This is a genomic window from Bradyrhizobium sp. 61, assembly GCF_023073075.1.
In the GTDB taxonomy this organism is placed as follows: Bacteria; Pseudomonadota; Alphaproteobacteria; order Rhizobiales; family Xanthobacteraceae; genus Bradyrhizobium; species Bradyrhizobium barranii.
Genome location: NZ_JADPIU010000056.1, coordinates 126,214 through 151,976 on the forward strand (window position 1 = coordinate 126,214; position 25,763 = coordinate 151,976).

Below are 25,763 nucleotides of genomic sequence, written 5' to 3' on the forward strand. Positions count from 1 at the left end.
CGTGAGCGCCTAGTAGCCGAAGGCCGCTTCTAGCGGCCCTTTCGGCATGATGACGTCGAAGGCGATGTCAAAGGTGACGAACATGATCGCCGTGAACAGGAAGGCAGTGAGCAGCGACTTCCACAGCGCGATCTTGCCGACGAGTCGCATGAAGCCCGCGATCAGGAGGAAGCTCGCGACGTAGAGGCCGAGGAACTGCATCACCAGGCAGAACAGCAGCGTCGGCACGAACACCGCCATCACACGGCGCGCTTGCGCACGCGTGACGAAGCTTTCGGATGCCGCGCGATGCGCCACGAAGGCCGCAATCAGGCCATAGAGGCTGCCGCCACCGAGGATGACGGAGAGATAGAACGGGAAATAGCCGGGCTCCGGCCCGGTCGAATCCCAGGACGCGCCGGTGCGCCAATTGTCATAGCCAAGCGTTGCGGCCAACGCGAGCAACAGCAGGCAGACGAATATCTCGATCGTGCCCGAGGAGACGACGGAGGGTGAGCCGTCTTCAGGCGCGGTCGGATCGTCGACGATGATTTCAAGATCGGTTTGGGACATGAGCTGATTTGCAAAAGCCGGGAGTGATGTCACCTCGCCCCGCTTGCGGGGAGAGGCAGAGGCCGCGTCCGCGGCCGTTTTCTAGAACGCCGAAGCGCCGGGTGAGGGGGACCCTCCGCGAGTCTGTCTGCCATTCTCTTCCGGGAGGGAAGCCCCTCACCCATGCCCTCTCCCCGTAAGAACGGGGGGAGGGCAAAGAGAGACGGCTACTTCGCGACGAATCCGGCTTCCCTCATCAGCGACTTGTTGGTGGCGTCGTCTTCCTCGAGGAATTGCACCATGTCCTTGCCGGTGAGGAAGATCGGCTTCAGCGCCTGCTTTTCCATGTAGTCCTTGTATTCCGCGGTCTGCGTCACCTTGTGGAACAGATCGACATAGAACGCCTGCTGCTCCGGCGTGACCTTGCCGGGCAGGAACATCGCGCGTAGCATCAGATACTGGACGTCAACGCCCTCCTCCTTACAGGTCGGGATGTCGGCCCAGGATTGCGTGTCCGTCACCTTGCTAGTGTAGGAGATGCGCTCCTTGTCGAACACGCAGAGCGGGCGCACCTGGCCGGCACGCCAGACTTCGAGATTTTCGCTCGGGTTGTTGACGTTGGATTCGGTGTGGTTGCCGACGAGCTGGGTCGCGGCCTCGCCGCCGGATTTGTAGGGCAGATAGGAGAATTTCGCGCCGGTTTTCTGCTCGAGGAAGACGGTCAGCACGTGATCCTCGCGCTTGGAGCCGGTGCCGCCCATCTTGAACGGCGAACTCGCCGCCTTCGCCGCCGCGACGAATTCCTTCACCGTCTTCGGACCTGCGCTGTTGTCCCACAGCACGAACTGGTCGAGCGCGATCACCGAGACCGGCGTCAGCTCGCGCCAGTTGAACGGGATCTTCGCCGACAGCGGCAGCATGTAGATCAGCGAATAGGCGATCAGCACCTTGTTCGGGTCGCCTTCGCTGGACTTCATGTACATCAGCGCTTCCGCGCCCGAGGCGCCGCCCTTGAGCGAGACGACGATCGGCTGCTTCATCAGATTGTTCTTCTGAATGGCGGCCTGCATCATCCGCGCCATCTGGTCGGAGGCGCCGCCCGCGCCGGCGGCCACCACGATCTCGACGGGCTTGGTCGGCTCCCAGCCGGCAAAAGCCGGCGCGCCACAAAGCGCAGCGGCCAGCACGACCGCGGCCTTCATTCCATGTCCCACGTGCGTCTCCCCAAGTTTTCGCCTATGTTATTGTTCGGATTGGCAATTCGCGAAGCAATGCGAATTGCATTGTGCGGGCGAATGCCGGCCAGTTCAAGCCGGCCCGGCGCCGCTCGGCTTATGACTTTGGAATGAGATCGATTGCAAGCTCGACCGCCAAAATCTGGGGACTGGAATAGAAGGCGAGCCCCCAAATCAACGTTGCAGTTCGGGTTGCCCCCTACGATCGTTCGGGAATGACCTGCTGTTTGGCGGTGAGAGATAATGTGTCACAGCTTTGTGCCACAAAGCCCACGAGATCATCGGGCGGATGGGCCAGCACGCCGGATGCAACCGATATGATCACTGGTCTCCAGTCGCTTCAGTGAACAACGGGCGCGTTTCCTCATTTCGCAGATGCCGAGAGCCTATGGTCTATTTCAATCGAAATTCCACCGGAGGAAAATCAGAGGTAGGTCTAAGCACTTTGGTATTCGCTGTTGTCGTATTCGCGTTCGTTGTCACAAGCCTCATGATCGCGCCGGGCGCGGATGGGCTGTTAGGTGCATACCTCGCCGCCCTAATGCTCGGCATCGCCTGCAACGACGCCCGCCACTACCTCATTCCAAACGAGCTGACCGCCGCGGCTTTCGGAATTGCTTTGTTACGCGGATCAATCTTATTCAATGCGAGTGCATCATCCATGCTGTGGCTGGTCTTTCGCGCCTCAGCGGTAAGTCTGCCGTTGCTTCTTCTCTTGTTGTTCTACCGCCACTGGCGCGGCCGGAACGGATTGGGACTTGGGGACGTAAAGCTTGCCGCAGTTGCCGGTGCCTGGCTCGAACTCCCAACGGCGGCCGCGGTGATCGAATTGGCGGCACTTTCGGCGATTGCCGTCTACACCGCCAATGCTGTCGTGCGACGGCGGTCGCTGCGAGGTACGGCATTCCTGCCGTTCGGACTTTTTATGGCGCCCGCTATTTGGATCGGCTGGCTGAGCGAACAATTACTTTTGCGCTGGGGCTATTTCTGGCCGGGTTGACCTCGTCGCTTGCAAGGTCGGTGCCTCGGCGGTCCCGTGGCCGCGAGTTGAGCGATCGAGACGCGGAGACGTAGTGTTGCGCGCTACTTGCCCTTCCAGCTCGGTGTACGCTTGTTGAGGAAGGCATCCATGCCCTCGCGGAAATCTTCGCTCATATAGGCCTTAAGGATCAGGTCCTCGCCCTCTTCGCGCGACAGCGTCCGGCGGATGCGGCGCACGGCCTCCTTGGTCGCTTCAAGCGTGAGCGGCGCATGGCTTGCGACGAGCTTGGCGGTCTCGTCGGCACGGCGCTGCAGCGTCTCGACGTCGGGCACAACCTCGTTGAGCAGGCCGAGCGACAGCGCTTCCTGCGCCTCGACGAGGCGCGCCTTGAAGATCAGATCCTTGGTGCGCGCAGGTCCCACCAGCGAGACGACGCGGCTGATGTTCGACATCGACAGGCAGTTGCCGAGCGTGCGTGCGATCGGAAAGCCGATGCGCGTGGTTTCGGTGCCGATGCGGAGGTCGCAGCAGGCCGCGATGCCGGCGCCGCCGCCGGTGCAGGCTCCCGCGATCGCCGCGATCACGGGCACGCGGCACTGCTCGAGCGTGCCGAGCACGCGGTCGATCCGGGCCTCGTAGTCGAGCGCGTCCTGCGCGGTCTTAAACGCACGGAACTGAGAAATGTCGGTGCCGGAGGCGAACGCCTTGTCGCCGGCGCCGGTCAGGATCAGCGCCTTGATCGAGCGATCGGCGTTGATCTCCTGGCAGATCTCCGCCATGCGGTCATACATGGCGAAGGTCATTGCGTTGCGCGCCTGGGGGCGGTTGAAGGTGATCCGCGCGATGCCGTCCGTGACGGAGTAGAGCAGGTCTTCGTTGGTCGTCGTCGGTGCGTTCATCGCGCGCTCACTTTCTGGGTTAGTTCAGGCCACCTGAGCCTTTAGGCCACCTGAGCCTTGGCCATCGGCACCGCGTCGCGTCCCTTCAGGACGTCCATGGCCGCCAATACGCCGCCGCTCCGGTGCGGAATCTTTGCGAGATCCAGGCCCATCTCGACGCCGGCGAGTGTGCCCATCAGCATCAGGTCGTTGAAATGGCCGATATGGCCGATGCGGAACACCTTGCCCTTGACCTTGTTCAGGCCCGTGCCGAGCGACATGTCGAAGTTCTCGAGCACCACCTTGCGGAAGGCGTCGGCGTCGTGTCCATCGGGCACGCGCACGCCGGTCAGCGCCGGCGAGTGTGCGGCGGGATCGGCGCACTGTGTCTCCAGGCCCCAGACCTTGACCGCGGCGCGCGTCGCGGCGCTGTGGCGCTTGTGGCGGGTCCAGACATTCTCCAGCCCCTCCTCTTCCAGCATCTTGACCGCTTCACGCAGGCCGTAGAGCAGATTGGTCGCGGGCGTATAGGGGAAGGTGCCGAGCTTGTTGAAGGAGATGACCTCCTGCCAGTCCCAGTAGGAGCGCATGCCGGGGTTGGCCTTCGCCACCGCGAGCGCATTTTCCGAGACGGCATTGAAGCCGAGGCCCGGAGGCAGCATCAGGCCTTTCTGCGAGCCGGCGACCGAGACGTCGATGCCCCAGGCATCGTGCTCGTATTCCATCGAGCCGAGGCCGGAGATGGTGTCGACCATCAGGAGGGCCGGATGCTTGACGCGGTCGAGCAGCTTGCGCACCTCGAGCGGCGGCGTCACGCAGCCGGTCGAGGTCTCGTTGTGAACGACGCAGACCGCCTTGATCGTGCGCTGCTTGTCGGCGCTAAGGCGCTTCTCGATCTCGGCGAGGTCGGCGCCATGACGCCAGTCGCTCGGGATGAAGTCGACGTCGAGCTTGAACTTGTCGGCGATGCCGCGCCACAGCACGGCGAATTGGCCGGTCTCGCACATCAAAACCTTGTCGCCCGGGGCGAACACGTTGACCATCGCCGCTTCCCAGGCACCGGTGCCGGACGAGGGGAAGATGATCACGGGCTGCTGGGTGCGGAACACCCGCTGCATCGAGGCGAGGACCGCAAAACCGAGCTCGGCGAACTCCGGACCGCGATGGTCCAGCGTCGGCATGTCCATCGCCCGCAGCACCCGGTCGGGCACGTTGGTCGGTCCTGGAATCTGTAAGAAATGCCTTCCAGTGTGCACGGTCATCGGCGTCCTTCCCGGTCTAGCCTTGGTTTTGATGGGCGCCGAATAGCACCATTTGACCGGCTTGTCCCCTCTCCTTAAGACGCCTCCCATGCATAAGCGGCGGGCCTCCGCCGCCCCTACTCCGCGGCCACCACCTTTCCGACCGGCAGGCGCCCCTCGGCCTCCGTAAACGGGCGCTCCGGATGCATCAGGAAGGCGGAGAAGCCACCGAGCAGCAGCAGCCCCATCGACATCAGGAACGGCAGGTACCAGTTACCGGTCGCATCGATCACGAAGCCGGCAACGAGCGGGGAGACGATGGCGGCGAAGGCCGAGCCGGTATTCATGAGTCCCGAGGCGGTGCCGGAATATTTCGGGGCGATGTCCATCGGGATCGACCACATCGGGCCGATCACCAGCTCGGCGCAGAAGAAGCCGGCCGACAGGCACAGCGCGACGATCGTGATGTCGTGGACGAACAGGATCGGAAACAGCGAAAGCAGCGCCCCGGTAAATCCCGCAACGGTGACGCTCAGCCGCGCCAGGCGGACATTGCCGGTGCGGTCGAGGATCTTGTCCGAGAGCACGCCGCCGACGCTGTCGCCGACCACGCCGGCGAAGAACACGCCGGAGGCGAACAGCGCCGAGTTCTTGATATCGAGATTGTAGTTGTTCTTGAAGAACAGCGGCAGCCAGTTGAGATAGAGCCACAGGCACCAGCCGTAGCAGAAATAGGTCAGCGTCACTGGCCACATGCGGCCGAGCAACGGCCCCCACGGCACGCGCGGCCGCTCGCCGGTCGGGCGCGGCGGCAGTGCGGCGAGCTCGGCCTCGGTGATGGAGGCGTGCTCCTTCGGCTCGTTGCGGAAGTACCAGACCCAGACGACGCCCCAGACCAGGCTGACGAGACCGAGCACGACGAACGCGCCGCGCCAGGTCAGCCAGAGGATCAGCAACGCCACCACCGGTGGCGTCACGGCATTGCCGAGCCGGGCGAAGGAATGGGTCAGTCCCTGCGCAAAACCGCGGCGGTTCGCGGGCGTCCAGTATTGCATCGCGCGCGTTGCCGTCGGAAAGGTCGCGCCCTCGCCGAAGCCGAGCGCGAAACGCGCGACGAACAGTGCGGCAAGGCCGTTGACGAAGCCGGTCGAGATGGTCGCCGCCGCCCAGATCATGCCGCACCAGAACAACGTCTTGCGCGGCCCGAAGCGATCGCCGACCCAGCCGCCGATCACCTGAAACAGCAGATAGGGATAGGCGAAGGCGGAGAAGACGAGGCCAAGCTGGGTGTTCGACAGACCCAGCTCCTTCTGGATCTCGCTCGCGGCGGTGCCGATGTTCACCCGGTCGACATAGGTGATGAAATACATCGCGCAGAGCATCGCCAAGACGACATGCGTGGCCTTGAACCGAATTCCCATCTCCACCCTCCCTGACTGTTTTTTATGATTGGCCTTGCGTGTCCCGCGCGACCTAGGTGCCGACCACTTTCAGATGCGGCGAGGCATTGCCCTGCGGGCGCTGCTCCAGCAGCTTCATCGCGGCGTCGACACCGCCGGAGCGATGCGGCACGCCCGCAACCGACAGGCCCATCTCCACGCCGGTCAGCGCGCCGAGCAGCGTCAGCGCGTTGCATTCGCCGAGATGGCCAATGCGGAAGACTTTTCCGGCTACCTTCGAGAGCCCGGAGCCGAGCGACATGTTGTAATTGTCGAGCACGATCTGGCGGAACTGATCGGCATCATGGCCGGGCGGCATCAGCACCGCGGTCAGCACCGGCGAGAACTCCGAGGGCTCCTGGCAGAGGATCTCGAGGCCCCAGTGACTGACGGCGGCACGCGTCGCGGCAGCCAGCCGCTGATGGCGCGCGAACACGTTGTCGAGCCCCTCTTCGAGCAGCATCGCGATCGCCTCGCGCAGGCCGTAGAGCAGATTGGTCGCCGGCGTGTAGGGGAAGAAGCCGTTGGCGTTGGGCTTGAGCATCTCCTCCCAGTCGAAATAGGAGCGCGGCATCTTGTTGGTCTTCGCAGCAGCGCGGGCCTTCTCCGAGATCGCATTGAAGCCGAGACCGGGCGGCAGCATGAAACCCTTCTGCGAGCAGCTCACGCTGACATCGACCTTCCACTCGTCGTGGCGGTAGTCGACCGAGCCGAGCGAGGAGATGGTGTCGACCATCAGCAGCGCCGGATGCGAGGTGCGGTCGATCGCGGCGCGGATCTCGGCGATGCGGCTGGTCGCGCCAGTCGAGGTCTCGTTGTGCACGACCATGACGGCCTTGATCGCGCGCGCCTTGTCCTCGGTGAGCTTCGCCTCGATCAATGCGGGATCGGCGCCGCGGCGCCAGTCGCCGGGCACGAAGTCGACCTCGATGCCGAACCGCCCCGCCATCTGCTGCCACAGGGTGGCGAAATGGCCGGTCTCGACCATCAGCACCTTATCGCCTGGCGACAGCGTGTTGACGATCGCGGCCTCCCAGGCGCCCGTCCCCGACGAGGGGAAGATCACGACCGGACCCGCCGTTTGGAAAATCTTCTGGCTGCCTTCGAGCACGGCGCGGCCGAGCTCGCCGAATTCCGCGCTCCGGTGGTCGATGACCGGCATGTCCATGGCGCGCAGGACGCGCTCGGGGACCGGGCTCGGGCCGGGAATCTGAAGGAAATGGCGTCCCTGGTGCATGAAAACCTCCCTGTCGGCGGGCTCTCGCCGGCTTCGGAACTATTTTGCATTCATTTTTTGTCTTTTCAATCGAATTTTGGTATTTGATTGTGAACATCGACGCGATCAAACAGGCAAACTATTGTGCTGCAATGAAATCCACGATTCCCGACACCGGGGTTCCGATCGCCCCACCAGCCGCGAACGGCGGCGACCGCCAGGAGGCCTCGCTTCACGGCGAGATCCTGCTGCGGCTGCGCGACTACGTGGTCGAGGGCAATATTCCCGACGGCGCGCGCGTCCCCGAGCGGCAGCTCTGCGCGATGCTCGGGATCTCCCGCACGCCACTGCGCGAGGCCCTGAAAGTGCTCGCCTCCGAGGGCCTGATCGAGCTTCTGCCCAACCGCGGCGCGCGCGTCCGCCAACTCAGCCAGCGCGACCTCGAGGAGCTGTTCGACGTGATGGCGGGGCTGGAGAGCCTTGCCGGGCGCCTCGCCTGCGAGGCCATTACGGATGAAGAAATCACCGCGATCGAGCAGCTGCATTACGAGATGTACGGGCACTATCTGCATCGCGACATGCACGGCTATTTCCAGACCAACCAGCGCATCCACGAAAGCATCGTCGCGGCCGCGCGCAACGAGACCCTGAAGACCGCCTACGCCAACTTCGCAGGCCGCATCCGCCGGGTCCGTTACTCCGCCAATTTCGCCCGCAAGCGGCAGCGCTGGGCGGAAGCAATGCGCGAGCACGAGACCATCCTCGACGCGCTGCGCCGCCGCGCCGCCAGCGAGCTCAGCGACATCCTGTTCCAGCACCTGCGCAACAAGCGGGCGGCCGCGATCGAGCACCTGACCGAGCCCCAAGAGGACGCACCGGCCTCGCCCTGAGGGGCGACCGACTTGCTCATTTTGAATTCATAATATAATCGGTCGTGAGAAATAATGAATAACTCAGCAAGGCTGGGCCTCGCTGGGTCAATCCGGGACCAGGGATGACAAACGCCTCCTCGCTCGAACGGCGCCTGCGCGCGGAAATGACCGGCGACGTCCTGTTCGACGGCTTCAGCCGCGGCCGCTATGCCACCGACGCCTCGTTCTACCAGATCGTGCCGGCCGGCGTGGTCGTGCCCAGGACCATGGACGAGGCCCTCAAAGCGCTGGCGATTGCCCGCGACGAGGGCATCAAGGTCACCCCGCGCGGCGGCGGCACCTCGCAATGCGGCCAGACCGTCAATGACGGCCTCGTGGTCGATCTCTCGAAGCACCTCGACCGCATCCTCTCGCTCGACGTCGCGGGCCGCACCTGCGTGGTCGAGCCCGGCATCGTGCTCGACGACCTCAACCGTCAGCTCAAGAAGCACGGCCTGTGGTTTCCAGTCGACGTCTCCACGGCCTCGCGCGCCACGATCGGCGGCATGGCCGGCAACAATTCCTGCGGTGGCCGCTCGCTTCGCTACGGCACCATGCGCGACAACACGCTGTCGATGGAGGCGGCGCTCGCCGACGGCACGCTGGGCCGGTACGGCGAGGTGTCGCGCGATCTCTCCGATCTCGATGCGAACGACGGCGCGCGCGCCCTGTTCCGCGACATGCTCGATCTCGGCGCCCGCGAGGCCGACGAGATCGCCGCGCGCTTTCCCAAGGTGCAGCGCCGTGTCGGCGGCTACAATCTCGATGCGCTGACGCCGCGCAATGCGCGCAACAACATGGCGCATCTCCTGGTCGGCTCCGAAGGCACCCTCGCCTTCACCACCAAGGTCGAGCTGAAGTTGTGGCCTGTGATCCGCAACAAGGCGCTCGGCATCTGCCATTTCGGCAGTTTCTACGAGGCGATGGACGCCGCCCAGCATCTGGTCAAGCTCAAGCCAATCGCGGTCGAGCTGGTCGACCGCACCATGCTCGCGCTCGGCCGCGACATCGCGATGTTCAGGCCGATCATCTCCGCCGCCATCAAGGGCGATCCGGATGCCGTTCTGGTGGTCGAATTCGCCGAAGAGGACCAGGCCGACAATCTGGTGCGCCTCAAGCAACTCGGCGAATTGATGGGCGATCTCGGCTTCGGCTGGAATAACGACAAGCGTAAATGGGGCGGCGTGGTCGAGATCACCGAGCCCGCGCCGCAAAGTGGCATCGCCGATTTCCGCGCCGCCGGCCTCAACGTCATGATGTCGATGAAGCAGGAGGGCAAGCCGGTCTCGTTCGTCGAGGACTGCGCCGTGCCGCTGCCGCACCTGGCCGACTACACCGCGCGCTTGAGCGAGGTTTTCGCAAAGCACGGCACCAGCGGCACGATGTATGCGCATGCCTCCGAGGGCTGCCTGCACGTACGGCCCGTGCTGAACCTGAAACTGGAGAAGGACGTCAAGGCGATGCGCGCGATCGCCGAGGAAGCCTTCGCGCTGGTGCGCGAGTACAAGGGCTCGCATTCCGGCGAGCATGGCGATGGCCTGGTGCGCTCCGAATTCCACGAAACCATGTTCGGCGAGCGTCTCGTCGCCGACTTCAGGGAGGTGAAGAGCCGCTTCGATCCCGAGGGCGTCCTCAATCCCGGCAAGATCGTCGATGCGCCCCGGATGGACGATCGCTCGCTGTTCCGCTTCAAACCCGACTACCGCGTCAACGAGTTGAAGACGATGCTGGATTGGTCCGCCTATCCCGGCGCCGGCGGCGGATTCCAGGGCGCGGTAGAGATGTGCAACAACAACGGCGCCTGCCGCAAGCTCGAGGGCGGCGTGATGTGCCCATCCTATCGCGCGACGCGCAACGAGAAGGACGTCACCCGCGGGCGCGCCAACAGCTTGCGGCTCGCCATCTCAGGTCAGCTTGGTCCCGATGCGTTGACCTCCGACGAGATGATGGAGACCCTAAAGCTCTGCGTCTCCTGCAAGGCCTGCCGCCACGAATGCCCGACCGGCGTCGACATGGCCAAGATGAAGATCGAGGTGCTCGCCGCCCGCGCCGCGTCCCATGGCCTGACCCTGCGTGACCGCCTGGTCGGCTACCTCCCGCGCTATGCCGGTCTCGCGTCGCGCTTCGCGCCACTCGCCAATTTGCGCAACCGCAGCCCGTTGCTGCGAAAGCTGTTCGAGCGCTTTGCCGGCATCAGCGCGCGCCGCGCCCTGCCCGCCTTCCGCAGCGACGTGTTCGTGCCGCCCGCGGAAGCGGTCGGGCCGGAGACCGGCCGTGAAGTCGTGTTGTTCACGGACACTTTCAATCGCATCTACGAGCGCGAAAATTTCGACGCCGCGCTCCGCGTGCTCTCCGCGGGCGGTTATCGCGTGCATCTGCCCAAGCCGGCGAGCGGCAGCCGCCCGCTCTGCTGCGGCCGTACATTCCTCTCAGCCGGTCTCGTCGACGAAGCCAGGGCCGAGCTCGACCGCCTCGTGGCGGCGTTCGCGCCCTTTGCCGCCCGCGGCGTGCCGATCGTCGGCCTCGAGCCGAGCTGTCTGCTGACGCTGCGCGACGAGCTCACCTCACTGCGCAAGGACAACGATGCCAGGGCGGTCGGCGCCCACGCGCTGACTTTCGAGGAATTTTTGGTGCGCGAAGCGGAGGCCGGAAGGCTGCAACTGCCGCTCGGCACCGTCGCCGACAAAGCCGTCGTGCACGGCCATTGCCACCAAAAATCCTTCGGCGCCTTCAAGCCGGTCGAGCAGGTGCTGCGCCTCATTCCAGGCCTGAAGGTCGAGACCATCGAATCGAGCTGCTGCGGCATGGCCGGCGCGTTCGGTTACGGCGCTGACACCTATGATGCCTCGATCGAGATGGCTGAGCTGTCGCTGTTGCCCGCGGTGCGGCGCGCCGACCAAGCTACACTCGTCGTTGCCGACGGCACCTCCTGCCGGCATCAGATCCACGACGGCGCCCAGCGCGAAGCGCTTCACGTCGCGCGCGTGCTGGCGATGAGCCTCGACCGCGCCGGAGCAAATTCCACTTCTCACCCTAAAAAGGAAACCAGCCATGGCTGACCTCTCGCTCGACACCGCCCGCAAGATCCTCGACGCCGCCTTCGCAAAATCCACCGAGCTGAAGCTCAAGCCGCTGGTCGTCACCATCCTAGACGCACGCGGCGTGCTCAAGATCGTCGCGGCGCAGGACGGCACCAGCCTGATGCGCGCCGAGATCGCTCACGGCAAGGCCTATGGTGCGCTCGCCATGGGCATGGGCTCGCGCGCCTTGTTCCAGCGTGCGCAGGAGCAGGCCTATTTCATCGATTCCGTGAACACCATCGCCAAGGGCGCGCTCGTGCCGGTCCCCGGCGGCGTGCTGATCATGGATGGCGCGACGCTGCTCGGTGCCGTCGGCGTGTCTGGCGACACCTCCGACAATGATGAGGCTTGTGCGGTCGCGGGAATCCAGGCGGCGGGGTTGAAGGCAAACGCTGGATAGCGCTCGTCCGCGGCGAGGCAAAGCAAAAACGTGCGTCGATGCTGAAAGTTCGCCGGCGGCTGATGTCATCCTGTTTGAAGCATGAAACGGGAATTGACAACTTACCGCCAAGCTGCAGGCGGCCCGACCGCCTTCTAGGCGTGCCAGTAAAGGCCGGCCTCTCTCAGAAATTCCGCTCCTCACTCGAGCCCACAATGTTATTGTGGAGGTTTAGCCGCGCAACGTGGTTCTCGCCGCCATCTGTGCGGGATTTTGTGACCACTAATCATTGCTAGAGCAGTAAATATCGAGCCAGACGACGCGCGGCAATCTGCTCATCTGTTGAATGGTCATCAGCCGGCCGGCAGATAAGGCAGCGGCATGCACAGAACTAAAAGAGCGCATTCAAAGCCGCGGATTAAGACGTAAATCGCCGCCGCGATCTGAACGATCAGGTTCACCGCATGGCCGGCCCGTAAGCTCACTATTCCAGTCGAGATTTTTCACCCACCTTTTGTCGTTTCGTCCGTTGTCTCGCAGTCTTGTCCCACGCCACGACTGCCTCTTCGATAGCGTCCATTCGTATGAGAACCATTTCGATGAAATCACCTTGGGGCTCAACGTAGAGTGCGCGCTGGTAGATCTCGCTGCGCAAACTTGGCACTATCTCTGACGCAACCCGATTGCCGTGCGCCGCCATTTTTACGGATCCATCAACTGATCTATATAATCCGCAACCGACAGTTCCGCCGGTGGCTGCAATTTCACGAGATCCTCGGGCTTAAGACGAGTGTACCGTCTTAGCGTTTCCCAATCCTTGTGACCTGTGACAAGCGCAACCCTTTCGATCGGCAATCCAGCTTCGAAGAGTCGTGTTGCCGCTTCGCGGCGCAGATCGTGAAATCGTAGGTCCTCGATGTGAAGAACCTGGCACGCCCTGGCAAAGGCGGCGCCTGCGCTGGCTGCTCGATAAGGAAAAACCCGCCCTTTGCCTCGGGTCACAATCCTCTGCTCGAGAACTAGCTGCCAAGCGTCAAAGCCTGTCGCGTTCAGCATCGGTATAACTTGGTCATTGTCGTCTTGATCCTGGGGGGCCTTGCGGGCTCTGATCTTGATCAAGCGCTTTCTCATATCAACATCAGCCCATTCGATTCGGAAGATTTCGCCTTCGCGCATCGCCGTAGCAATTGCGAACGGAATAATGCGATCCATGGGGATGTACTGGCGTGGACTGGCTGCGAAGAATTCGATCAAACGCTGAATCTCTTCAACGGTGGGACGCCGCGTTCTTGCTCGACTTTTTCTCATCAGACCGAGCTTCTTTAGGGCTACGCGAGCTAAGTCAAACTCGTCGTGACGCAGCGGCGCGCCGTGCACGGCCTCAGCATAGGTCAGGATTGCGCTTATATCGGAGAAGTTGAACTGAACCGTACTTGCCGAAGCTCCCCCCTTTGCTCGCGAACGACCATATTCAACGAAGTTTGCTCGCGTGAGTTCTGAAAGCTTCAGTTTACCCAAAGTGGGCCGAATGCTTTCGAGGAAGAGCTGTCTGGTTCTCCCAACCTTCTTCCCAACTTCCAGCATGTCCTGAAGGTAGAGATCAATAAGCTCTTCCAACGTTCGCTTGTCCCAATCGGATGGTGCCTTTGCGGTAAGATCGATTTCACGTTCCAGGGCTAAACCCCAGGTCTCCGCGTCTTCCTTTTTGCGAAAGGTTCTCGTGGCGTACTGTCCCTTTCGACGGACTTGAATGCGCCAGTTGCTCGAAGGGAGCCTAATAAGTGTCGCCATGATCGTCCCCGCAGCTGCCGTTACAAAAATCGCGTCCTCCGCACATCAATTCGCAACCCTTTGTCCGCACTAGAGATGTCCGCACGGGCCGCTCGCGTAGGCGAGCTGGGTTGTAATTCCGCAGGCCCCGGGTTATCTCCAACGAGATCACGAAGCGTTCTTTCATCCTTGTTGGGCCATAAGTTGCAATCCGCTCCCTATCGCTTTTCTGTGGCTCCGATGATGGATTGGACCGACCGGCATTGCCGGGTGTTCCATCGTCACCTGACCCGGCGGGCGCTGCTTTATACGGAGATGCTGACCACCGGCGCCATCATTCACGGCGATCGAGAGCGGCTGCTCGGGTTCGACGCGATCGAGCATCCAGTGGCGCTTCAACTCGGTGGCTCGGATCCGCGCGACCTCGCGCAGGCCGCCCGGATTGGCGAGGATTTTGGGTATGACGAAATCAATCTCAATGTGGGCTGTCCCTCCGATCGCGTGAAGGACGGCCGCTTCGGCGCCTGCCTGATGGCGCAGCCAGAGCTTGTGGCGGTTTGCGTCGAGGCGATGAAACGCGTGGTCAAAGTGCCCGTCACGGTGAAATGCCGCATAGGCATCGATGACCAGGATCCGGAAGTCGCGCTGGATAAATTGGCGCGCGCCGTCGTCGCTTCCGGCTGCGATACCCTGACCGTGCATGCCAGAAAGGCCTGGCTCGACGGCCTGTCGCCCAAAGAAAACCGCGACATCCCGCCGCTCGACTATGATCGCGTCTACCGCCTCAAGCGCACGATGTCGGATGTGCCGGTCATCATCAATGGCGGCATCCCAGGCATTGACGAAGCGAAAGCGCATCTTGCGCATGTCGACGGCGTGATGCTCGGCCGTGCCGCGTATCAAGAGCCGTGGCGGCTTCTCTCCGTCGATCAAGACATTTTCGGCGAGGTGGCGCCGCATGCGACCATGCAAGACGCGCTCGAGGCGATGATGCCCTATATCGAGCGACAACTCGCGCGGGGCACACGGCTGCATGCTATCACGCGACATTTCGTCGGGGCATTTCACGCTGTGCCCGGCGCACGCGCCTTCCGCCGACATTTAGCGGAAAACGGGACGCGGCCCGGAGCTGACGTCCGGGTATTAGAAGACGCGATCGCCAAGATTTCCCAGCGACAGGCAGCCTAAGTTGGCCTTTCATTCGCCCAAGCAATAGCAGTGCGCCGGTTATACTGAAATCGCAGAGACAGTATAACCGTGGTGAAAGCCCGATGTGCTTGCGGGTTGACGCTGTCAAATTATTCCCCTTTGGATCTCGACTACGAAATTTGGATCAAAAGTCGGATTTTCCCATGCGCGCTGCGTCTGCAGCTATGGACCGCGGCCCTTGGCGTTAGAGACGACCCTCGTCATGCCAAAGTTTTTTCGAAGCATTCGTGGGTATGGCCGAAGATCCAAGCATCTGCCAGCCGCAGCGTTTTCTTTCCTCTCAATCGACTGGGGCCCCATGAGCGCCGTCAAGTCACTACGGTACGCTGCAGCTAAAATCTCTTCGTCCGTTAGTTGCGCGTAGTCGCGAGAGTGTTGGGCATCCGGTACCGGCGCGTGATGGGTGACAATCACCAACTTGCGGTCGCCCCTCGACTTACCCATTTCAGCCTCTAGAAACGCTCGCGATTGCCGGTGACGGAACAGCGCATTTGCCGGACGAAAAGGTCGCTTGTGGCGGTCGGTCCGGATCTTCTTGAAGTCGTTCATTCGCTTGTCCGCGATCGCCATTGCGCGTACATGTCGCCCCGCAGCATGAAGTCGGTCCACAACGTCGCTCCTGCGAACGTTACGGCCAAAAGGGATCGCGCAATTTTGAAGCACGTAGATCTTTGTGCCTCGGGCGGCGTCCATAGCCTTCTCTACTGTCCGAGCCTCGTCCGCCCCGTAAGCCTCATGGTTGCCCAGCACGTAAATGGCCGGCTTATCCGGCACACGCTCCTCAAGCCAACGGACGCCACGCTCGGCACGCGGGATCAGTTCGCCTGCCATAATCAACACGTGGAACTCTGGCCGCTCCGCCGGCGGCGCAAGATCCCAACCACGGGTCAATATAACATGGAGATCACTCATGACCCACAAACGCATGGTTCATGCCCCAATCCTAGAGAGCAGCCGTTACAGCCGACACGAGCTGGATAGAAGTTTCTAGGCTCCTCTGGAGCGCTTGTAGGTCCGAGAGGCGGACCTCCTCCATCACCAAAGCGCGCGGCTCCAGGAGCTCTTTGACGAGCTGGATCAACGGCGTCTCTTGGATGCCTCTTTCATTCAAATGAAGGTTGGTTCTGATTGCGCCACTCGGCGTTAATCTCGTAGTCACCTCGATTGGGATCGACTGCAGCACGATGCTCAATGGGATCTCGATAGTTGCAAGAACTGCGTCAGTCCCTGCGATACGATGCCCGAATCTGTGCATACGGCTTGTGGGGCCAAAGCCATTTTGAGCGGAAGCCTCGCCGAAAGGCTCAATTTCTAGCCATTCTCTGAAAGCCATAGCAAGGCTCCTTTTTGGGTAACCGGAGCGTTCAACAGCGTTGGTCCCGACGCGCCTGTAACGCCATACCCGATCTCGGGAGGAATGCCCCCTGTCGAATCGTACAGGTGCGTCCAAATCTGAGCTGACCTACCTCGGAGGTGCCGGCTTCATTATCGACAAGGGGTCGTATTGGATGTGCAGCCTTTCGGCCAAGTCCGACCGCCACCTCTCGGGACAGGCGATCGAGCTCAAGCACCTTCGATTCGCGGCACTCGCATATGAATGCGGCAGCTTCCGGAAGGCCGCCGAGCTCCTTCCTGTTCAGCATTCTGCATTGAGCCGTGCGGTGGCTCAACTCGAGGCCCAGGTTGGAGCGGCTTTATTCGAACGTTCGACAACAGGCGTACGACCTACCCTCGCTGGCCTGCATTTCTTGAAACACGCAATCTCAATTTTGGAGCAACTTGACGCACTTCTCGAATCGACAAGCGGCTTGGCACGTGGCCAGTCTGATCAACTTCGGGTAGGCTTATGCGCGTCGGTCGCCCCTGGCCGCCTCGGAGAACTCCTTGCCGGCTTTCGGCAACGTTGCGCTCCTACTAACCTAGTCGCCACAGAGCGATCTACGACAGGGTTACGTAGATCTCTTCAGAGCAGCGATTCAGATATTATAATTGGATCAGGACTGCTCGACTCGTCAACCGTCCACGCGCACGCGCTGTGGCGCGAGCGGGTTTTCGTTTTGCTCCCGACAGATCACGCGCTTGCTTCCCACGAAGCTGTCTTCTGGACGGACCTTCGCGATCAAACCATTTTGCTCGTAACGCCCGATCGTGCCGGCAGCGTGGAGGAAATGTTAGAATCCAGAATCCAGATGCGTGGGATCATCCAAAACGTGCAACGGCATCACGTCAGTCGGCACCTCATTCACAAGTTCACAAGACTGGGATTCGGCGTGAGCTTTATCCTAGACTCCGACGTCGCCACTGTTGGAGACGACGTTGTTTATCGAGAATTGCACGACGAGCAGGGTCAAGTGGACGTCTGCTTTTATGCGCACTGGATGCCCAGCAATAGGAAATTCGCATTACGTCCATTTCTGACGTTTTTAGCCGAGCGCTACCCGTCGCCAACCGAGCGATAGACGCGCTTTGACTTCGCAAAGCCTCTGTCTGCGGCCATAAATCGCGCCAGCATTGGCGCGACCAGTTTGATTGGATCAATCGCCTGGCCTGTTTCGCGCGCCAAGGCTTCAGCGTACGCAACCAAATCCCGGTGCACCGAAGCAGGTAGTTCCGTCATGACTTTGACTGGCTTATCGTCCGACAACGCCGTGATCTTAAGCTTCGACACCAGACACCTACCCTCTATACAGCTCAAGAACGAGATCTCGATTGACGATGACACGCACCGGGAAACCGGACCGGATGGTCAACGTTGGTTGAATACCGAGGCTGCGACGGACGATCTGTTGGCCTGTTTGATTGAGGGAGTCGCCTGCACCGCGCCGCATCGCCTGGAGGATCGCGCTGTCATTGCTGTTCGTATTTGAGCCCGCGCCGGGCTCGGTGCCGACGGCTAGTAGGGTCGAAAGAGCCGCGGCTTTGAACAATTCGCCCCAGTGATTATTGACCTCGTCTTCAAGCCCCGAATAGCCCGCGGTATCAGCCCCCTGTTCACGCTCCAACACCATCGAACGGCCATTCGGCATGATCAGCCGGGTCCAGACCAGCAACACGCGCGACTGACCGAAGGCAACCTGGCTGTCATAAACGCCAATCAGGCGCGCTCCCTGCGGGATAAGCAGAAAGCGCCCGGTGGGCGAATCGAACACATTTTCGGTCACCTGTGCGGTGATCTGGCCCGGAAGGTCCGACCGTATCCCTGTGATCAAGGCACCTGGAATGACAGTTCCCGCCTGCACGACATAGGGTGATGCCGGCTTGGTGACGCGATCGGGGCTTACTGTACGGCGATCAACGAATGCATTGACGAATGCGAGCTTCCTGTCCTGACCACCCTGCGAAACTCCCTCGTCGCCATTGGTGGCCGAAATTGATGAAGCATTCCGGTCGCCACCCTGGGCCGCGGCAGCAGGCGGGCGCGCATCTCTTGCATTGGCCGAAGCGAACAAATGGCTTACGCGGGCCGCTTCGGTTTCTTGATCCCGGCGCTGCTGTTCCGCATCGAGAGCCGTAGCTCCAATCGTCGGCGACTGACCTTGGGCGGCCAGAATAGGACGCCCAAGGTCTCCAGGAAGAGGTGGACCAAGCTGGGGAATACCTCGACGCGTCAACCCCATGTAGTCCTTCGGCAGCGTCGCAATGCCATCGGCAATATCGTGATGCTCAGTGGCGTAGAGCTCATCCGCCGGCTGATTTCGGGAACGATTGTTTTGCAATGACCACAATACAGCGCCGCCAATGACTACCAGCGCGACCGCAATTCCTCCTGCGAGAACCTTGCGCGATAGCCGTGTTACGCGCGGATGCTCCGCTCTTAGGCGGAAGCTTCTCGACGGGTCGTCCTGTGTTTGCCTCGAAATCGATCGATCCTGATCGCCTTCAATCTTCGAATTCATGACGACGACCTCCCGTCAGTCCTGACAATTCGGACCTTCTGCTGGTGTTCGCCCCCGAGCCGCAGTTCTGCCGCTGCAAACAGCCGATCCACAATCAGTAAATTGCCGTATGCGCGGTAGTTGACCAGCTCGGTCTTTCCGTCAGGGCCAATGACGAACAGCGGCGGCATCTCGCCTTGGACAATCCCTTGCGGGAATTCGACATAGACCTTGCGGCCATCGTCATACGCACAGAGCGGCCGCCAGGGTGGACTGTCCCCCTCGATCGCGTAGCGAAGCACGCGCTGCGCTGGATCTGGAAGAACCGGTGTGAGGGAAGCCTCGCGCGATTTTTCGCGCGCTGTTTCTGGATAATACCAGGCGACGGAGGGCATGTAGGGCCGCTCGCGGGAGCGAAGCTCGATCAAATACGTGCGCCGGTCGGTATTAATGACAAGGTTGGTCTCGATTGCCGCCCGCGTCGGCTTCGCGAGGATGTGGACACGACGGGTGTCGCCGCTTCCACTTTCGGTATCGCCTACAACCCATCGCACCGTGTCTCCTGCCGCGATAGGCCCCGATCCTGTCAGTTGCTCCCCTTCTTCGAGCGCAATATCCGTGATTTGTCCGGGAGAGGCGTACACCTGATAAAGCGCTCCCGGGCTGTAAGCGTAGATCTGAGCTTCGGCACGCAAGCCCGCCGCTTCGGCAACCGCGAGAAGCATTTAGCCACCATTGACGACTACGTGGAGGAAATGACTGGAGAGCGGACCGCGCCGCACGTCAAGAACCACCAGCGCGGATGACGAATAGAGGATACCGCCAACAGTGCTGCAGCCCCGTAGCTCCCCGTAGATTTCCCCAAGGGTTGCCGCTTCGCCTTTCGAAGGCCTTCTTTACCCTCAAGGGTCGCGATACCGTTTCAGAACAACCGGGCCAAATTCGAGGAATAAGCGCGGCGTTTAGCGCGCGCCCACAGACTATGCGGGAAGAGCTGTGAAGCGCACTTACCTAGCAATCTCTATTGCAGTGGGCGCCTATATCCTTACGACGGGAGTCGGCGCGGCGATATTCCCTTTCTCATTCGGCCGCGACCAGCTCATGGCGTACGTGGGCCATGAACCCAATATCATTTCGGGGCCCACCCTCGGCTCTCTGACGTATTGGATGCTGCTGCTAGTCTTTGTGATCGCGCTACCGACAGCCGCGTTGCTGGCAGGAGGCTTGATCGATCGCCCCATCTTCTCTGAAGAATCAAAGGTACCCATTTGGCTTCCAATCGCCACCGCGTTGGCGATGACTGCCTACTGCCTCTATCGGCTTTCGCTGTCTGGCGGCCTCAACCTTCTGACAGCTCCCTGGGACCTGACCTCGTGTTACGAAGCCAAGATCCTGCGTCGGGCCGAATTGCAGAGCGCGCTTGGAAACTTCTACTTTGCCTTCGCCTTTGCGAGCCTCCCGATGCTCAGTTGCTATCTGCTTGCACGCGGCGTGATAGGTAAAAACAAACCGGCGTTGCTGTCCTTCGCCGTTCTAAGCGTCGTCATCCTTAGTCTTGACCTTGCGACAATGCAGAAGGCGCCAGCATTCATCTACCTCTTGATGGTGGGGCTGACGCTCGCACTCTCAGAATTCGGAATTTTACGCAGCGGCATTCTCGTGCTGCCGATTGCTGCCGCTCTCTTCCTCGTGCTTAGCATCACTCAGTTTTGCGCTGCTGAACACGTTGTATCGCCCGCGCCCTTTGCGGAGGGATCGCGACCAGAGGGATCGCGACCAGATCGCCTGTCAACGTTTCGGATCATCGCGATCCGGATGGTTCGCTCCAACTTATTGAGGATGGCCGTCGGCTTTCCCTTCTATGTAGAAACCTTCTCAGACCCAGAACGCCGATGTGGCATCGATCCATCGTGGCTACGTCGGGTCTTTGGCGAGCAACGATGCTTCCCGCCAACACTAATATTTCCTAAGGTATTTCCAAATGTCACGTCCACGACAGGCTATCAGCCTGCACCTGTGAACGTCTCCGGCTATGCAGAGGCAGGTCCCTGGTACGCATTGTTCGCGACCTTTGTTGCCGGATCACTGCTTGGCCTCATTTCCAGTCTGGGACGCGGCAGAGACCCTGCGGCGATCGCGACCACAGTCGCAGCATGCGTCTTCGCCTACTATATTGCGCAATCGTCTCTAACCGGAGCTCTGTTTGACGCATACGGACTGCTATGGCTAACGCTGCCCCTTTTCATTTTAAAGCTGTCAAATATTTCGCGTGGCACGTGACCGCCTGCGCTCGAAAGAAGATAAACGGTGAAAGAATTTTTATCTGTCGCCGCGAAGGTGATCGCGTTGATGATGCTGGGAATGGCCGCTGCGCTTTCCACGATGATGTGGCCATTTGGTCACAGGGCCTCGCGCGCAGCCCTGCTATTTTGGCGGTTCACTGGAGATCGGACCATGTCAATCGATCGGACACGGACTATCGAGTGGGACGGCAAGGTCTTGAGCGGCTCGGTTGCCGCAAATGGAACACCAACGAAGGTTACTTTTGCGGCCGTACAAACGGGCGGGACTGAGTCCGCAGATGTTCCTACCAATCGTTACTTGCCTGGTAGATGGAACTGGGGCCCGGCGAAATCCTCGATCGATTGGTATTGATACAACTGGCGTTCGTCGTGAACCGACGGGCGGCAAAAGAAAACCCGCCGACCTCGTGAGCCGGCGGGAGTTTGGACTTTAGATTACGCCCGGGGTCTCCCGGTCGTGGACGGGTTATAGCACGAACGCCTGCGCTAAGTGTCGGCGCGCATCATCTCGGAATGCTCTACCGCAAGCGCACGATAGTGCGCGGCCATCTCTCGATAGTGCGCCCGGGAAATTGCATCCTTTGCCTCGTCCGCACGCTTTTCAAACATGGCCGCGCGGTCTCGAAGGTCTACGGGTTTGGCCATCAGCTATCTCCACAGGTCCAACTGCCCACCCAGCCACTGCTATATGGATGCTAGCGGCGTTGGAGCCAGTCGAAATTCCGTGAAATCACGGGAATGGGTTTGCTCGAACCGTGAATGAAAGAGGCCGCCTAAGTCAGCGGCGAGCCCGACTGGATGAGCTGACCCCGCCTTTGGTCTCATATAGTTTGGTGCGTTACGGCTTGTATTCGCGCTCCAGTTGCGGCTCAATAACGCTTTCGGTCTTGGGAGACCAACATGCATTTTTGATCGGCTGCATGACCTCCGAACCATCAGATTGAAGTGAGGCGCATACTATGCGTGCACTCATGCTAGCCTGCCTGTTGGCGTTCTCACTCGTCTCCCACGCAAAAGCCAATGAACCCCCACCGGACTGGCTTGCGGCTCGCCTCTGGCTGGACAGTGCAGATTGCGCACTCAAGACCGGCAAGTTCCTCGTTCTGTGTCGCGACAGCAGAGTGATTCCTATCGGCGATGACAGCCTCGGCGACGACCCCGGGCACGCGCTCGCGCTGGGACTCTACTCCGCGCTGACAGGACGGGCGGCAAAGCCGTCCGATATTGCCCGGATCAACCTTGGCATCAACGTTATCGGCCTGATCCTGCTCGCCCTCCTGCTGTTCACGCTGCAGCTGCGGATCAGCGCAGCGCTCGTGCTGCTGTCGATCGCCCTCGCTCGGCAATACCCCATCCTCACTCCCCACCCGGCAGGACTTGGCGATGCCTGCCTTTCCGCCATCCTGCCGCTGGCCCTGCTGGGCCTACCGCTGATCAAGGCATCGCAAGGAACGTTCATCGGCTGGCTGGTGGCGGGTATTCTGAGTCTTGCGACAGCAAGTCTGTTTCGCCAGTCAACGGCCATGATGGGAGTTGCCGCCTCCGCGGCAGCGATCGCCGTCAGCGTGGCCGTGTCAGGCCGCCGCACCATTCTGCCGCACATCGCGCTGCTTCTCGCCGTCTTCGTTGCCTACAAGGCCCCCCACCTGGTGCACCGCGCCCGCGACATTGCATACAACCTGCAGCCCGCGAGATTTACCGAGGAGCACGGCCCGTGGCACAGCCTCTACATCGGGCTCGGGGTGAACAAGAACCCGTTCGGCATTCGCTGGGATGACGCCAGCGGCATCGAAGCCGTCGAACGCTTAGACTCTCGCATCCTGTTCGGCACTCCCGCCTATTTCGATGCGCTCAAGCACGAATATTTCCGGATCGTCACGACGTCGCCAAGACAGGTTCTCCAAGTCTACGCGACCAAGCTCGCTAGCACCCTTCACCAATCATTGCCCGCACCGCTCCACGTCCCCATCATGTGGCCGCTCCTGCTCGTTGGGCTGGCTGCCATGGTCGTCCGCTTCTGGATCGCACGTCACCTTCCACCTAATGCCGCGGACGCAGCACTGTTCGTCGCGTCGCTCTACACCTGCTTTTTCATCGGGCAGGCCGTCCTAATCAACTATGCGATGATCTACATGTTTCCGATCGGGATGTTCCTGCTGCTTGCCATCGGGGCGTGCCTCGATCTCACCCGCCGGACCATCTCAACTTGACGTCAGGAACCGTGCCGGCCCATCGGCAAAAACCGAGGTGGAACACTCACCTCACAGCTTGTCGTGCCAGCCACACCCAAGTAGGGGCTTGCTTCGACTAGAGCGCGTACTCATAAGTCCACGATGTCCGCATATTCGCCAACAGCGGCGCAGAAGCCGACATTTCACGAAGGCCCGCTAGGGCCAGAAGCGGAAGTCATTCGATCCTCGTTGCCACGGGCGAAATCCCTGGCTGCAATCGTCATTCCGGCAGCCCGGCTTGCCGCAATCCTTCTTGCCATCGCATTGCTTGGAGCGGCGATCCGTAATCCAGGTTGATAGTCCGGATTGTCCTGCAATGCCATTGACACCCACGATGCCGCTTCGGCATAGCGGCCCGGCATGAACCGGAAAAGTGTGCCGCGGATCGTCGGAAAGATCACGGTCAAATCAATCACCGAAGGCGCGATGTGGAGCGGCGGGCGAACAGTCAACCACGCGGCAACGGGCGGTCCGCTGGCAACTGACCGCGTCCCAAAACGCCGCCATCTTAAATGGTGGTGGGCTCAAAATGCCCTGTGCACGTTAACAGGCACTAAGTTCCAACTATCTAACAAATATTAGGAATCCACCGTCCACCTTTGGCAACAAGTGTTGTAGGGCGGTTACAGCAATCCCCAGCGAGCCGCATACACTTGGCCAAGTCAGGTGGCGAAGCGCACCGAATTCATTGAACTTGTAATTCATTCTGGGGAGACACGCGCATGAAAGTGCTTTTTGTGGCTGCGGCCGGAACGTTGGCTCTAGCTCTGGCGGCACCAGCCAGTGCGGCGGACTTGGCCGCCCGGCCGTACACCAAGGCTCCGCCGCCGATGGTCGCCACCATCTACGACTGGAGCGGCTTTTACATTGGCGTCAACGGTGGTTACGGCTCGGCGCACACTTGCGCGGATATCGTCGCGATCGGCGCGTTCCCGATTGTTCCGGCTGCTGCCGACGGGTGCCACAACGCAACTGGAGGCACGGTTGGTGGTCAGATCGGGTACCGGTGGCAGTCGGCTAACTGGGTCTTCGGCGTCGAGGGCCAGGGCAACTGGGCCGATTTCACCGGCAGCAACATCGGTCTCTTCTCAGGTACCGATAATCGCAGCCGCATCGACGCCTTTGGATTGATCACGGGCCAAGTAGGCTATGCCTGGAATAATGTTCTCCTCTACGTAAAGGGCGGTGCAGCGGTAGTTGGAGATCGCTTCGACGCCTACGTTCCGCCTGGATTCGTCGGCGCCGGTACGCTCCTGGCTACCACACGCGACACCGCTCGTTGGGGCGGTACGGTCGGCGCCGGGGTAGAGTTCGGCTTCGCGCCGAATTGGTCGGTGGGCTTCGAATACGACCATATCTTCCTGGGCCATCACGACACCGTTTTCACCGATCCGGCGGGAGTTTCTTTCGCCACGGCTCGCATCGGTCAGGATGTCGACATGGGTCTGGTTCGCGTGAACTACCGTTTTGGTGGTCCGCTCATCCCAAGGTATTGAGTAGCTTCATTCAAACAACAAAGGCCGGCTCAAAGAGCCGGCCTTCTGCTTTGGGAGGCTCAAGTGACGAAGACTTACCGGCCAGTCATCCCCTCGAAACTCGCCGATGAGCTGAACCAAGCATTCGCATCAGCTGAACCTCACAGAATCTGCGGGGCGATCGGAGAGGCGCTCAAAGATTTCAACATTTCGGAGATCTCAAGGGAGGCCGGGCTGCAGCGTACCAGCATTTATCGTGCTTTCGGCAATGAACAGCTTCCGAATTTTTCAACCGTTTTGGCGGTGCTCACCGCAATGGGCTTGCAGCTCAAAGTAACGCCGAAGCGGGGCGCCCATAAGCGAGCTCTCATCCAGCCGGACCCCCTTGGATAGATCAACAGTACTGCAAATCGAGCGCCACCGCGCCAAGCGCACAAAAATTCATAACGTTACAAGGCGCCTTACGCCGCGCGCCACCTGCAGAATGAAGGAGGCCGCCAACTGAGGCGGCCTTACTGTCGGTGCCTGCGCTCGGCCCGAGCATCGATATAGATGATCACCGCGAATGTGGCACTCACAGCCAAGACGCCGACCGAGGCAGTAATGAACAGCACCGTCATCATCGCCGGGTCAGTATCCCTGCGTGGGCAGTGTGCCGGCAATTCACGATTGATTAGCGTCTGGTACAAACTAGGACACGGGCTAAATCAACTCAGGACCAGTGCCCGCCAACGGAGGCGGCGTCAAATCGTCAGGATCAGCCAATAGTGGCGGGTATGACAAGGCTGAGACAGTCCATGACGCACCGCCTCTCAGCAGAGGAATCGCTCGCGTCAGTGATAAAAACCGGCCAGCGCGGGAACCGGTGGGTCAGCGCTTCGCTGCGTTGCCAGCTAATTCCATCGCGAGATCTAGGAGCCTGTCCGAGTAGTCCCTGTTCAATTGGTCGGGAGTCTGATTCTATTTGCGTCCATGAGCAAGTATTTTCGGCCCTGGAAGATTGATCAG

At 60.9% G+C, this 25,763-nt stretch carries 23 protein-coding genes and 1 pseudogene; 10 read left to right on the forward strand and 14 right to left on the reverse strand.

Going from position 1 to position 25,763, the window contains the following annotated elements:
- Nucleotides 1-9 precede the first annotated feature (9 nt).
- On the reverse strand, nucleotides 10-552 hold the full coding sequence (locus IVB46_RS20310; RefSeq protein WP_038957486.1) for a tripartite tricarboxylate transporter TctB family protein: 543 nt from the start codon (nucleotides 550-552) through the stop codon (nucleotides 10-12).
- 206 nt (nucleotides 553-758) lie between these two features.
- Complete coding sequence (locus IVB46_RS20315; protein WP_208089502.1) at nucleotides 759-1,733, reverse strand: tripartite tricarboxylate transporter substrate-binding protein; 975 nt, start codon at nucleotides 1,731-1,733, stop codon at nucleotides 759-761.
- A gap of 421 nt (nucleotides 1,734-2,154) precedes the next feature.
- On the opposite strand from IVB46_RS20315, the gene IVB46_RS20320 reads away from it, so the two are divergent.
- On the forward strand, nucleotides 2,155-2,766 hold the full coding sequence (locus IVB46_RS20320) for an A24 family peptidase (protein WP_080584039.1): 612 nt from the start codon (nucleotides 2,155-2,157) through the stop codon (nucleotides 2,764-2,766).
- 83 nt (nucleotides 2,767-2,849) lie between these two features.
- On the opposite strand, the gene IVB46_RS20325 is transcribed toward IVB46_RS20320, so the two are convergent.
- The 4 genes from IVB46_RS20325 to IVB46_RS20340 form a co-directional block, all read right to left on the reverse strand.
- Nucleotides 2,850-3,647: an enoyl-CoA hydratase/isomerase family protein gene (locus IVB46_RS20325; RefSeq protein ID WP_166099830.1), complete on the reverse strand. Its 798-nt coding sequence runs from the start codon at nucleotides 3,645-3,647 to the stop codon at nucleotides 2,850-2,852.
- Nucleotides 3,648-3,688: 41 nt separating this feature from the next.
- The gene (locus tag IVB46_RS20330; protein WP_166099835.1) at nucleotides 3,689-4,888 is read right to left on the reverse strand and encodes an aminotransferase class V-fold PLP-dependent enzyme; all 1,200 of its coding nucleotides are present in this window, start codon (nucleotides 4,886-4,888) and stop codon (nucleotides 3,689-3,691) included.
- Between the two features lie 116 nt (nucleotides 4,889-5,004).
- Nucleotides 5,005-6,288: an MFS transporter gene (locus tag IVB46_RS20335; RefSeq protein WP_208070387.1), complete on the reverse strand. Its 1,284-nt coding sequence runs from the start codon at nucleotides 6,286-6,288 to the stop codon at nucleotides 5,005-5,007.
- Nucleotides 6,289-6,340: 52 nt separating this feature from the next.
- The gene (locus IVB46_RS20340) at nucleotides 6,341-7,543 is read right to left on the reverse strand and encodes an alanine--glyoxylate aminotransferase family protein (protein WP_063982134.1); all 1,203 of its coding nucleotides are present in this window, start codon (nucleotides 7,541-7,543) and stop codon (nucleotides 6,341-6,343) included.
- A gap of 131 nt (nucleotides 7,544-7,674) precedes the next feature.
- Between IVB46_RS20340 and IVB46_RS20345 the strand changes: the two genes are divergently transcribed.
- The 3 genes from IVB46_RS20345 to IVB46_RS20355 all read left to right on the forward strand — a co-directional run bounded on the left by IVB46_RS20345 (nucleotide 7,675) and on the right by IVB46_RS20355 (nucleotide 11,913).
- Nucleotides 7,675-8,412, forward strand: coding sequence for a GntR family transcriptional regulator (locus tag IVB46_RS20345; RefSeq protein WP_063986224.1), 738 nt, complete (start codon nucleotides 7,675-7,677; stop codon nucleotides 8,410-8,412).
- A 104-nt stretch (nucleotides 8,413-8,516) separates the two neighbouring features.
- A complete protein-coding gene (locus IVB46_RS20350) occupies nucleotides 8,517-11,492 on the forward strand; it encodes an FAD-binding and (Fe-S)-binding domain-containing protein (RefSeq protein WP_247343343.1) in 2,976 nt (991 codons plus the stop codon).
- Nucleotides 11,485-11,913, forward strand: coding sequence for a heme-binding protein (locus IVB46_RS20355; protein WP_247343345.1), 429 nt, complete (start codon nucleotides 11,485-11,487; stop codon nucleotides 11,911-11,913). The genes IVB46_RS20350 and IVB46_RS20355 overlap by 8 nt, the downstream gene beginning before the upstream one ends.
- A gap of 681 nt (nucleotides 11,914-12,594) precedes the next feature.
- On the opposite strand, the gene IVB46_RS20360 is transcribed toward IVB46_RS20355, so the two are convergent.
- Complete coding sequence (locus IVB46_RS20360; protein WP_247309710.1) at nucleotides 12,595-13,683, reverse strand: site-specific integrase; 1,089 nt, start codon at nucleotides 13,681-13,683, stop codon at nucleotides 12,595-12,597.
- 183 nt (nucleotides 13,684-13,866) lie between these two features.
- Between IVB46_RS20360 and dusA the strand changes: the two genes are divergently transcribed.
- Complete coding sequence (dusA, locus tag IVB46_RS20365) at nucleotides 13,867-14,850, forward strand: tRNA dihydrouridine(20/20a) synthase DusA (RefSeq protein ID WP_225005777.1); 984 nt, start codon at nucleotides 13,867-13,869, stop codon at nucleotides 14,848-14,850.
- Nucleotides 14,851-15,033: 183 nt separating this feature from the next.
- Here dusA and IVB46_RS20370 read toward each other — a convergent pair whose 3' ends face one another.
- The 5 genes and pseudogenes from IVB46_RS20370 to trbG all read right to left on the reverse strand — a co-directional run.
- Nucleotides 15,034-15,798, reverse strand: a complete 765-nt coding sequence (locus IVB46_RS20370; RefSeq protein ID WP_166099871.1) for a metallophosphoesterase — start codon at nucleotides 15,796-15,798, stop codon at nucleotides 15,034-15,036.
- Nucleotides 15,799-15,814: 16 nt separating this feature from the next.
- Entirely contained in the window at nucleotides 15,815-16,204 is a 390-nt protein-coding gene (locus tag IVB46_RS20375) for a hypothetical protein (RefSeq protein ID WP_208070371.1), read from the reverse strand.
- A 1,101-nt stretch (nucleotides 16,205-17,305) separates the two neighbouring features.
- Nucleotides 17,306-17,539 (reverse strand): DUF2274 domain-containing protein, encoded by a 234-nt coding sequence (locus IVB46_RS20380; protein WP_084795049.1) that lies wholly within the window; start codon nucleotides 17,537-17,539, stop codon nucleotides 17,306-17,308.
- 7 nt (nucleotides 17,540-17,546) lie between these two features.
- Nucleotides 17,547-18,767 (reverse strand): TrbI/VirB10 family protein, encoded by a 1,221-nt coding sequence (locus IVB46_RS20385; protein ID WP_247309707.1) that lies wholly within the window; start codon nucleotides 18,765-18,767, stop codon nucleotides 17,547-17,549.
- Nucleotides 18,764-19,429: pseudogene (gene trbG, locus IVB46_RS20390) on the reverse strand (P-type conjugative transfer protein TrbG); the annotation flags it as partial. The gene IVB46_RS20385 and the pseudogene trbG, both read right to left, overlap by 4 nt.
- A gap of 313 nt (nucleotides 19,430-19,742) precedes the next feature.
- Here trbG and IVB46_RS20395 point away from each other — a divergent pair.
- Entirely contained in the window at nucleotides 19,743-21,026 is a 1,284-nt protein-coding gene (locus tag IVB46_RS20395) for a hypothetical protein (protein WP_166099920.1), read from the forward strand.
- A 27-nt stretch (nucleotides 21,027-21,053) separates the two neighbouring features.
- Entirely contained in the window at nucleotides 21,054-21,401 is a 348-nt protein-coding gene (locus IVB46_RS20400) for a hypothetical protein (protein WP_157789195.1), read from the forward strand.
- A gap of 134 nt (nucleotides 21,402-21,535) precedes the next feature.
- On the opposite strand, the gene IVB46_RS20405 is transcribed toward IVB46_RS20400, so the two are convergent.
- On the reverse strand, nucleotides 21,536-21,694 hold the full coding sequence (locus IVB46_RS20405) for a hypothetical protein (protein ID WP_157789194.1): 159 nt from the start codon (nucleotides 21,692-21,694) through the stop codon (nucleotides 21,536-21,538).
- 314 nt (nucleotides 21,695-22,008) lie between these two features.
- On the opposite strand from IVB46_RS20405, the gene IVB46_RS20410 reads away from it, so the two are divergent.
- Nucleotides 22,009-23,259, forward strand: a complete 1,251-nt coding sequence (locus tag IVB46_RS20410) for a hypothetical protein (protein WP_247302165.1) — start codon at nucleotides 22,009-22,011, stop codon at nucleotides 23,257-23,259.
- 164 nt (nucleotides 23,260-23,423) lie between these two features.
- Here the strand turns inward: IVB46_RS20410 and IVB46_RS20415 are convergent, their stop codons facing one another.
- Nucleotides 23,424-23,696: a hypothetical protein gene (locus IVB46_RS20415; RefSeq protein ID WP_166099933.1), complete on the reverse strand. Its 273-nt coding sequence runs from the start codon at nucleotides 23,694-23,696 to the stop codon at nucleotides 23,424-23,426.
- A 306-nt stretch (nucleotides 23,697-24,002) separates the two neighbouring features.
- Between IVB46_RS20415 and IVB46_RS20420 the strand changes: the two genes are divergently transcribed.
- Both IVB46_RS20420 and IVB46_RS20425 read left to right on the forward strand, forming a co-directional pair.
- Nucleotides 24,003-24,776: an outer membrane beta-barrel protein gene (locus tag IVB46_RS20420; RefSeq protein WP_038958620.1), complete on the forward strand. Its 774-nt coding sequence runs from the start codon at nucleotides 24,003-24,005 to the stop codon at nucleotides 24,774-24,776.
- Between the two features lie 63 nt (nucleotides 24,777-24,839).
- A complete protein-coding gene (locus tag IVB46_RS20425) occupies nucleotides 24,840-25,148 on the forward strand; it encodes an addiction module antidote protein (RefSeq protein WP_166099937.1) in 309 nt (102 codons plus the stop codon).
- The last annotated feature ends 615 nt before the right edge of the window (nucleotides 25,149-25,763 follow it).

Bases quoted from the DNA above. Each gene is read 5' to 3' on its own strand.
- IVB46_RS20310 (WP_038957486.1), bottom strand. From the start codon at position 552: ATGTCCCAAACCGATCTTGAAATCATCGTCGACGATCCGACCGCGCCT.
- IVB46_RS20315 (WP_208089502.1), bottom strand. From the start codon at position 1,733: ATGAAGGCCGCGGTCGTGCTGGCCGCTGCGCTTTGTGGCGCGCCGGCT.
- IVB46_RS20320 (WP_080584039.1), top strand. From the start codon at position 2,155: ATGGTCTATTTCAATCGAAATTCCACCGGAGGAAAATCAGAGGTAGGT.
- IVB46_RS20325 (WP_166099830.1), bottom strand. From the start codon at position 3,647: ATGAACGCACCGACGACGACCAACGAAGACCTGCTCTACTCCGTCACG.
- IVB46_RS20330 (WP_166099835.1), bottom strand. From the start codon at position 4,888: ATGACCGTGCACACTGGAAGGCATTTCTTACAGATTCCAGGACCGACC.
- IVB46_RS20335 (WP_208070387.1), bottom strand. From the start codon at position 6,288: ATGGGAATTCGGTTCAAGGCCACGCATGTCGTCTTGGCGATGCTCTGC.
- IVB46_RS20340 (WP_063982134.1), bottom strand. From the start codon at position 7,543: ATGCACCAGGGACGCCATTTCCTTCAGATTCCCGGCCCGAGCCCGGTC.
- IVB46_RS20345 (WP_063986224.1), top strand. From the start codon at position 7,675: ATGAAATCCACGATTCCCGACACCGGGGTTCCGATCGCCCCACCAGCC.
- IVB46_RS20350 (WP_247343343.1), top strand. From the start codon at position 8,517: ATGACAAACGCCTCCTCGCTCGAACGGCGCCTGCGCGCGGAAATGACC.
- IVB46_RS20355 (WP_247343345.1), top strand. From the start codon at position 11,485: ATGGCTGACCTCTCGCTCGACACCGCCCGCAAGATCCTCGACGCCGCC.
- IVB46_RS20360 (WP_247309710.1), bottom strand. From the start codon at position 13,683: ATGGCGACACTTATTAGGCTCCCTTCGAGCAACTGGCGCATTCAAGTC.
- IVB46_RS20370 (WP_166099871.1), bottom strand. From the start codon at position 15,798: ATGCGTTTGTGGGTCATGAGTGATCTCCATGTTATATTGACCCGTGGT.
- IVB46_RS20375 (WP_208070371.1), bottom strand. From the start codon at position 16,204: ATGGCTTTCAGAGAATGGCTAGAAATTGAGCCTTTCGGCGAGGCTTCC.
- IVB46_RS20385 (WP_247309707.1), bottom strand. From the start codon at position 18,767: ATGAATTCGAAGATTGAAGGCGATCAGGATCGATCGATTTCGAGGCAA.
- IVB46_RS20405 (WP_157789194.1), bottom strand. From the start codon at position 21,694: ATGGCCAAACCCGTAGACCTTCGAGACCGCGCGGCCATGTTTGAAAAG.
- IVB46_RS20410 (WP_247302165.1), top strand. From the start codon at position 22,009: ATGCGTGCACTCATGCTAGCCTGCCTGTTGGCGTTCTCACTCGTCTCC.
- IVB46_RS20420 (WP_038958620.1), top strand. From the start codon at position 24,003: ATGAAAGTGCTTTTTGTGGCTGCGGCCGGAACGTTGGCTCTAGCTCTG.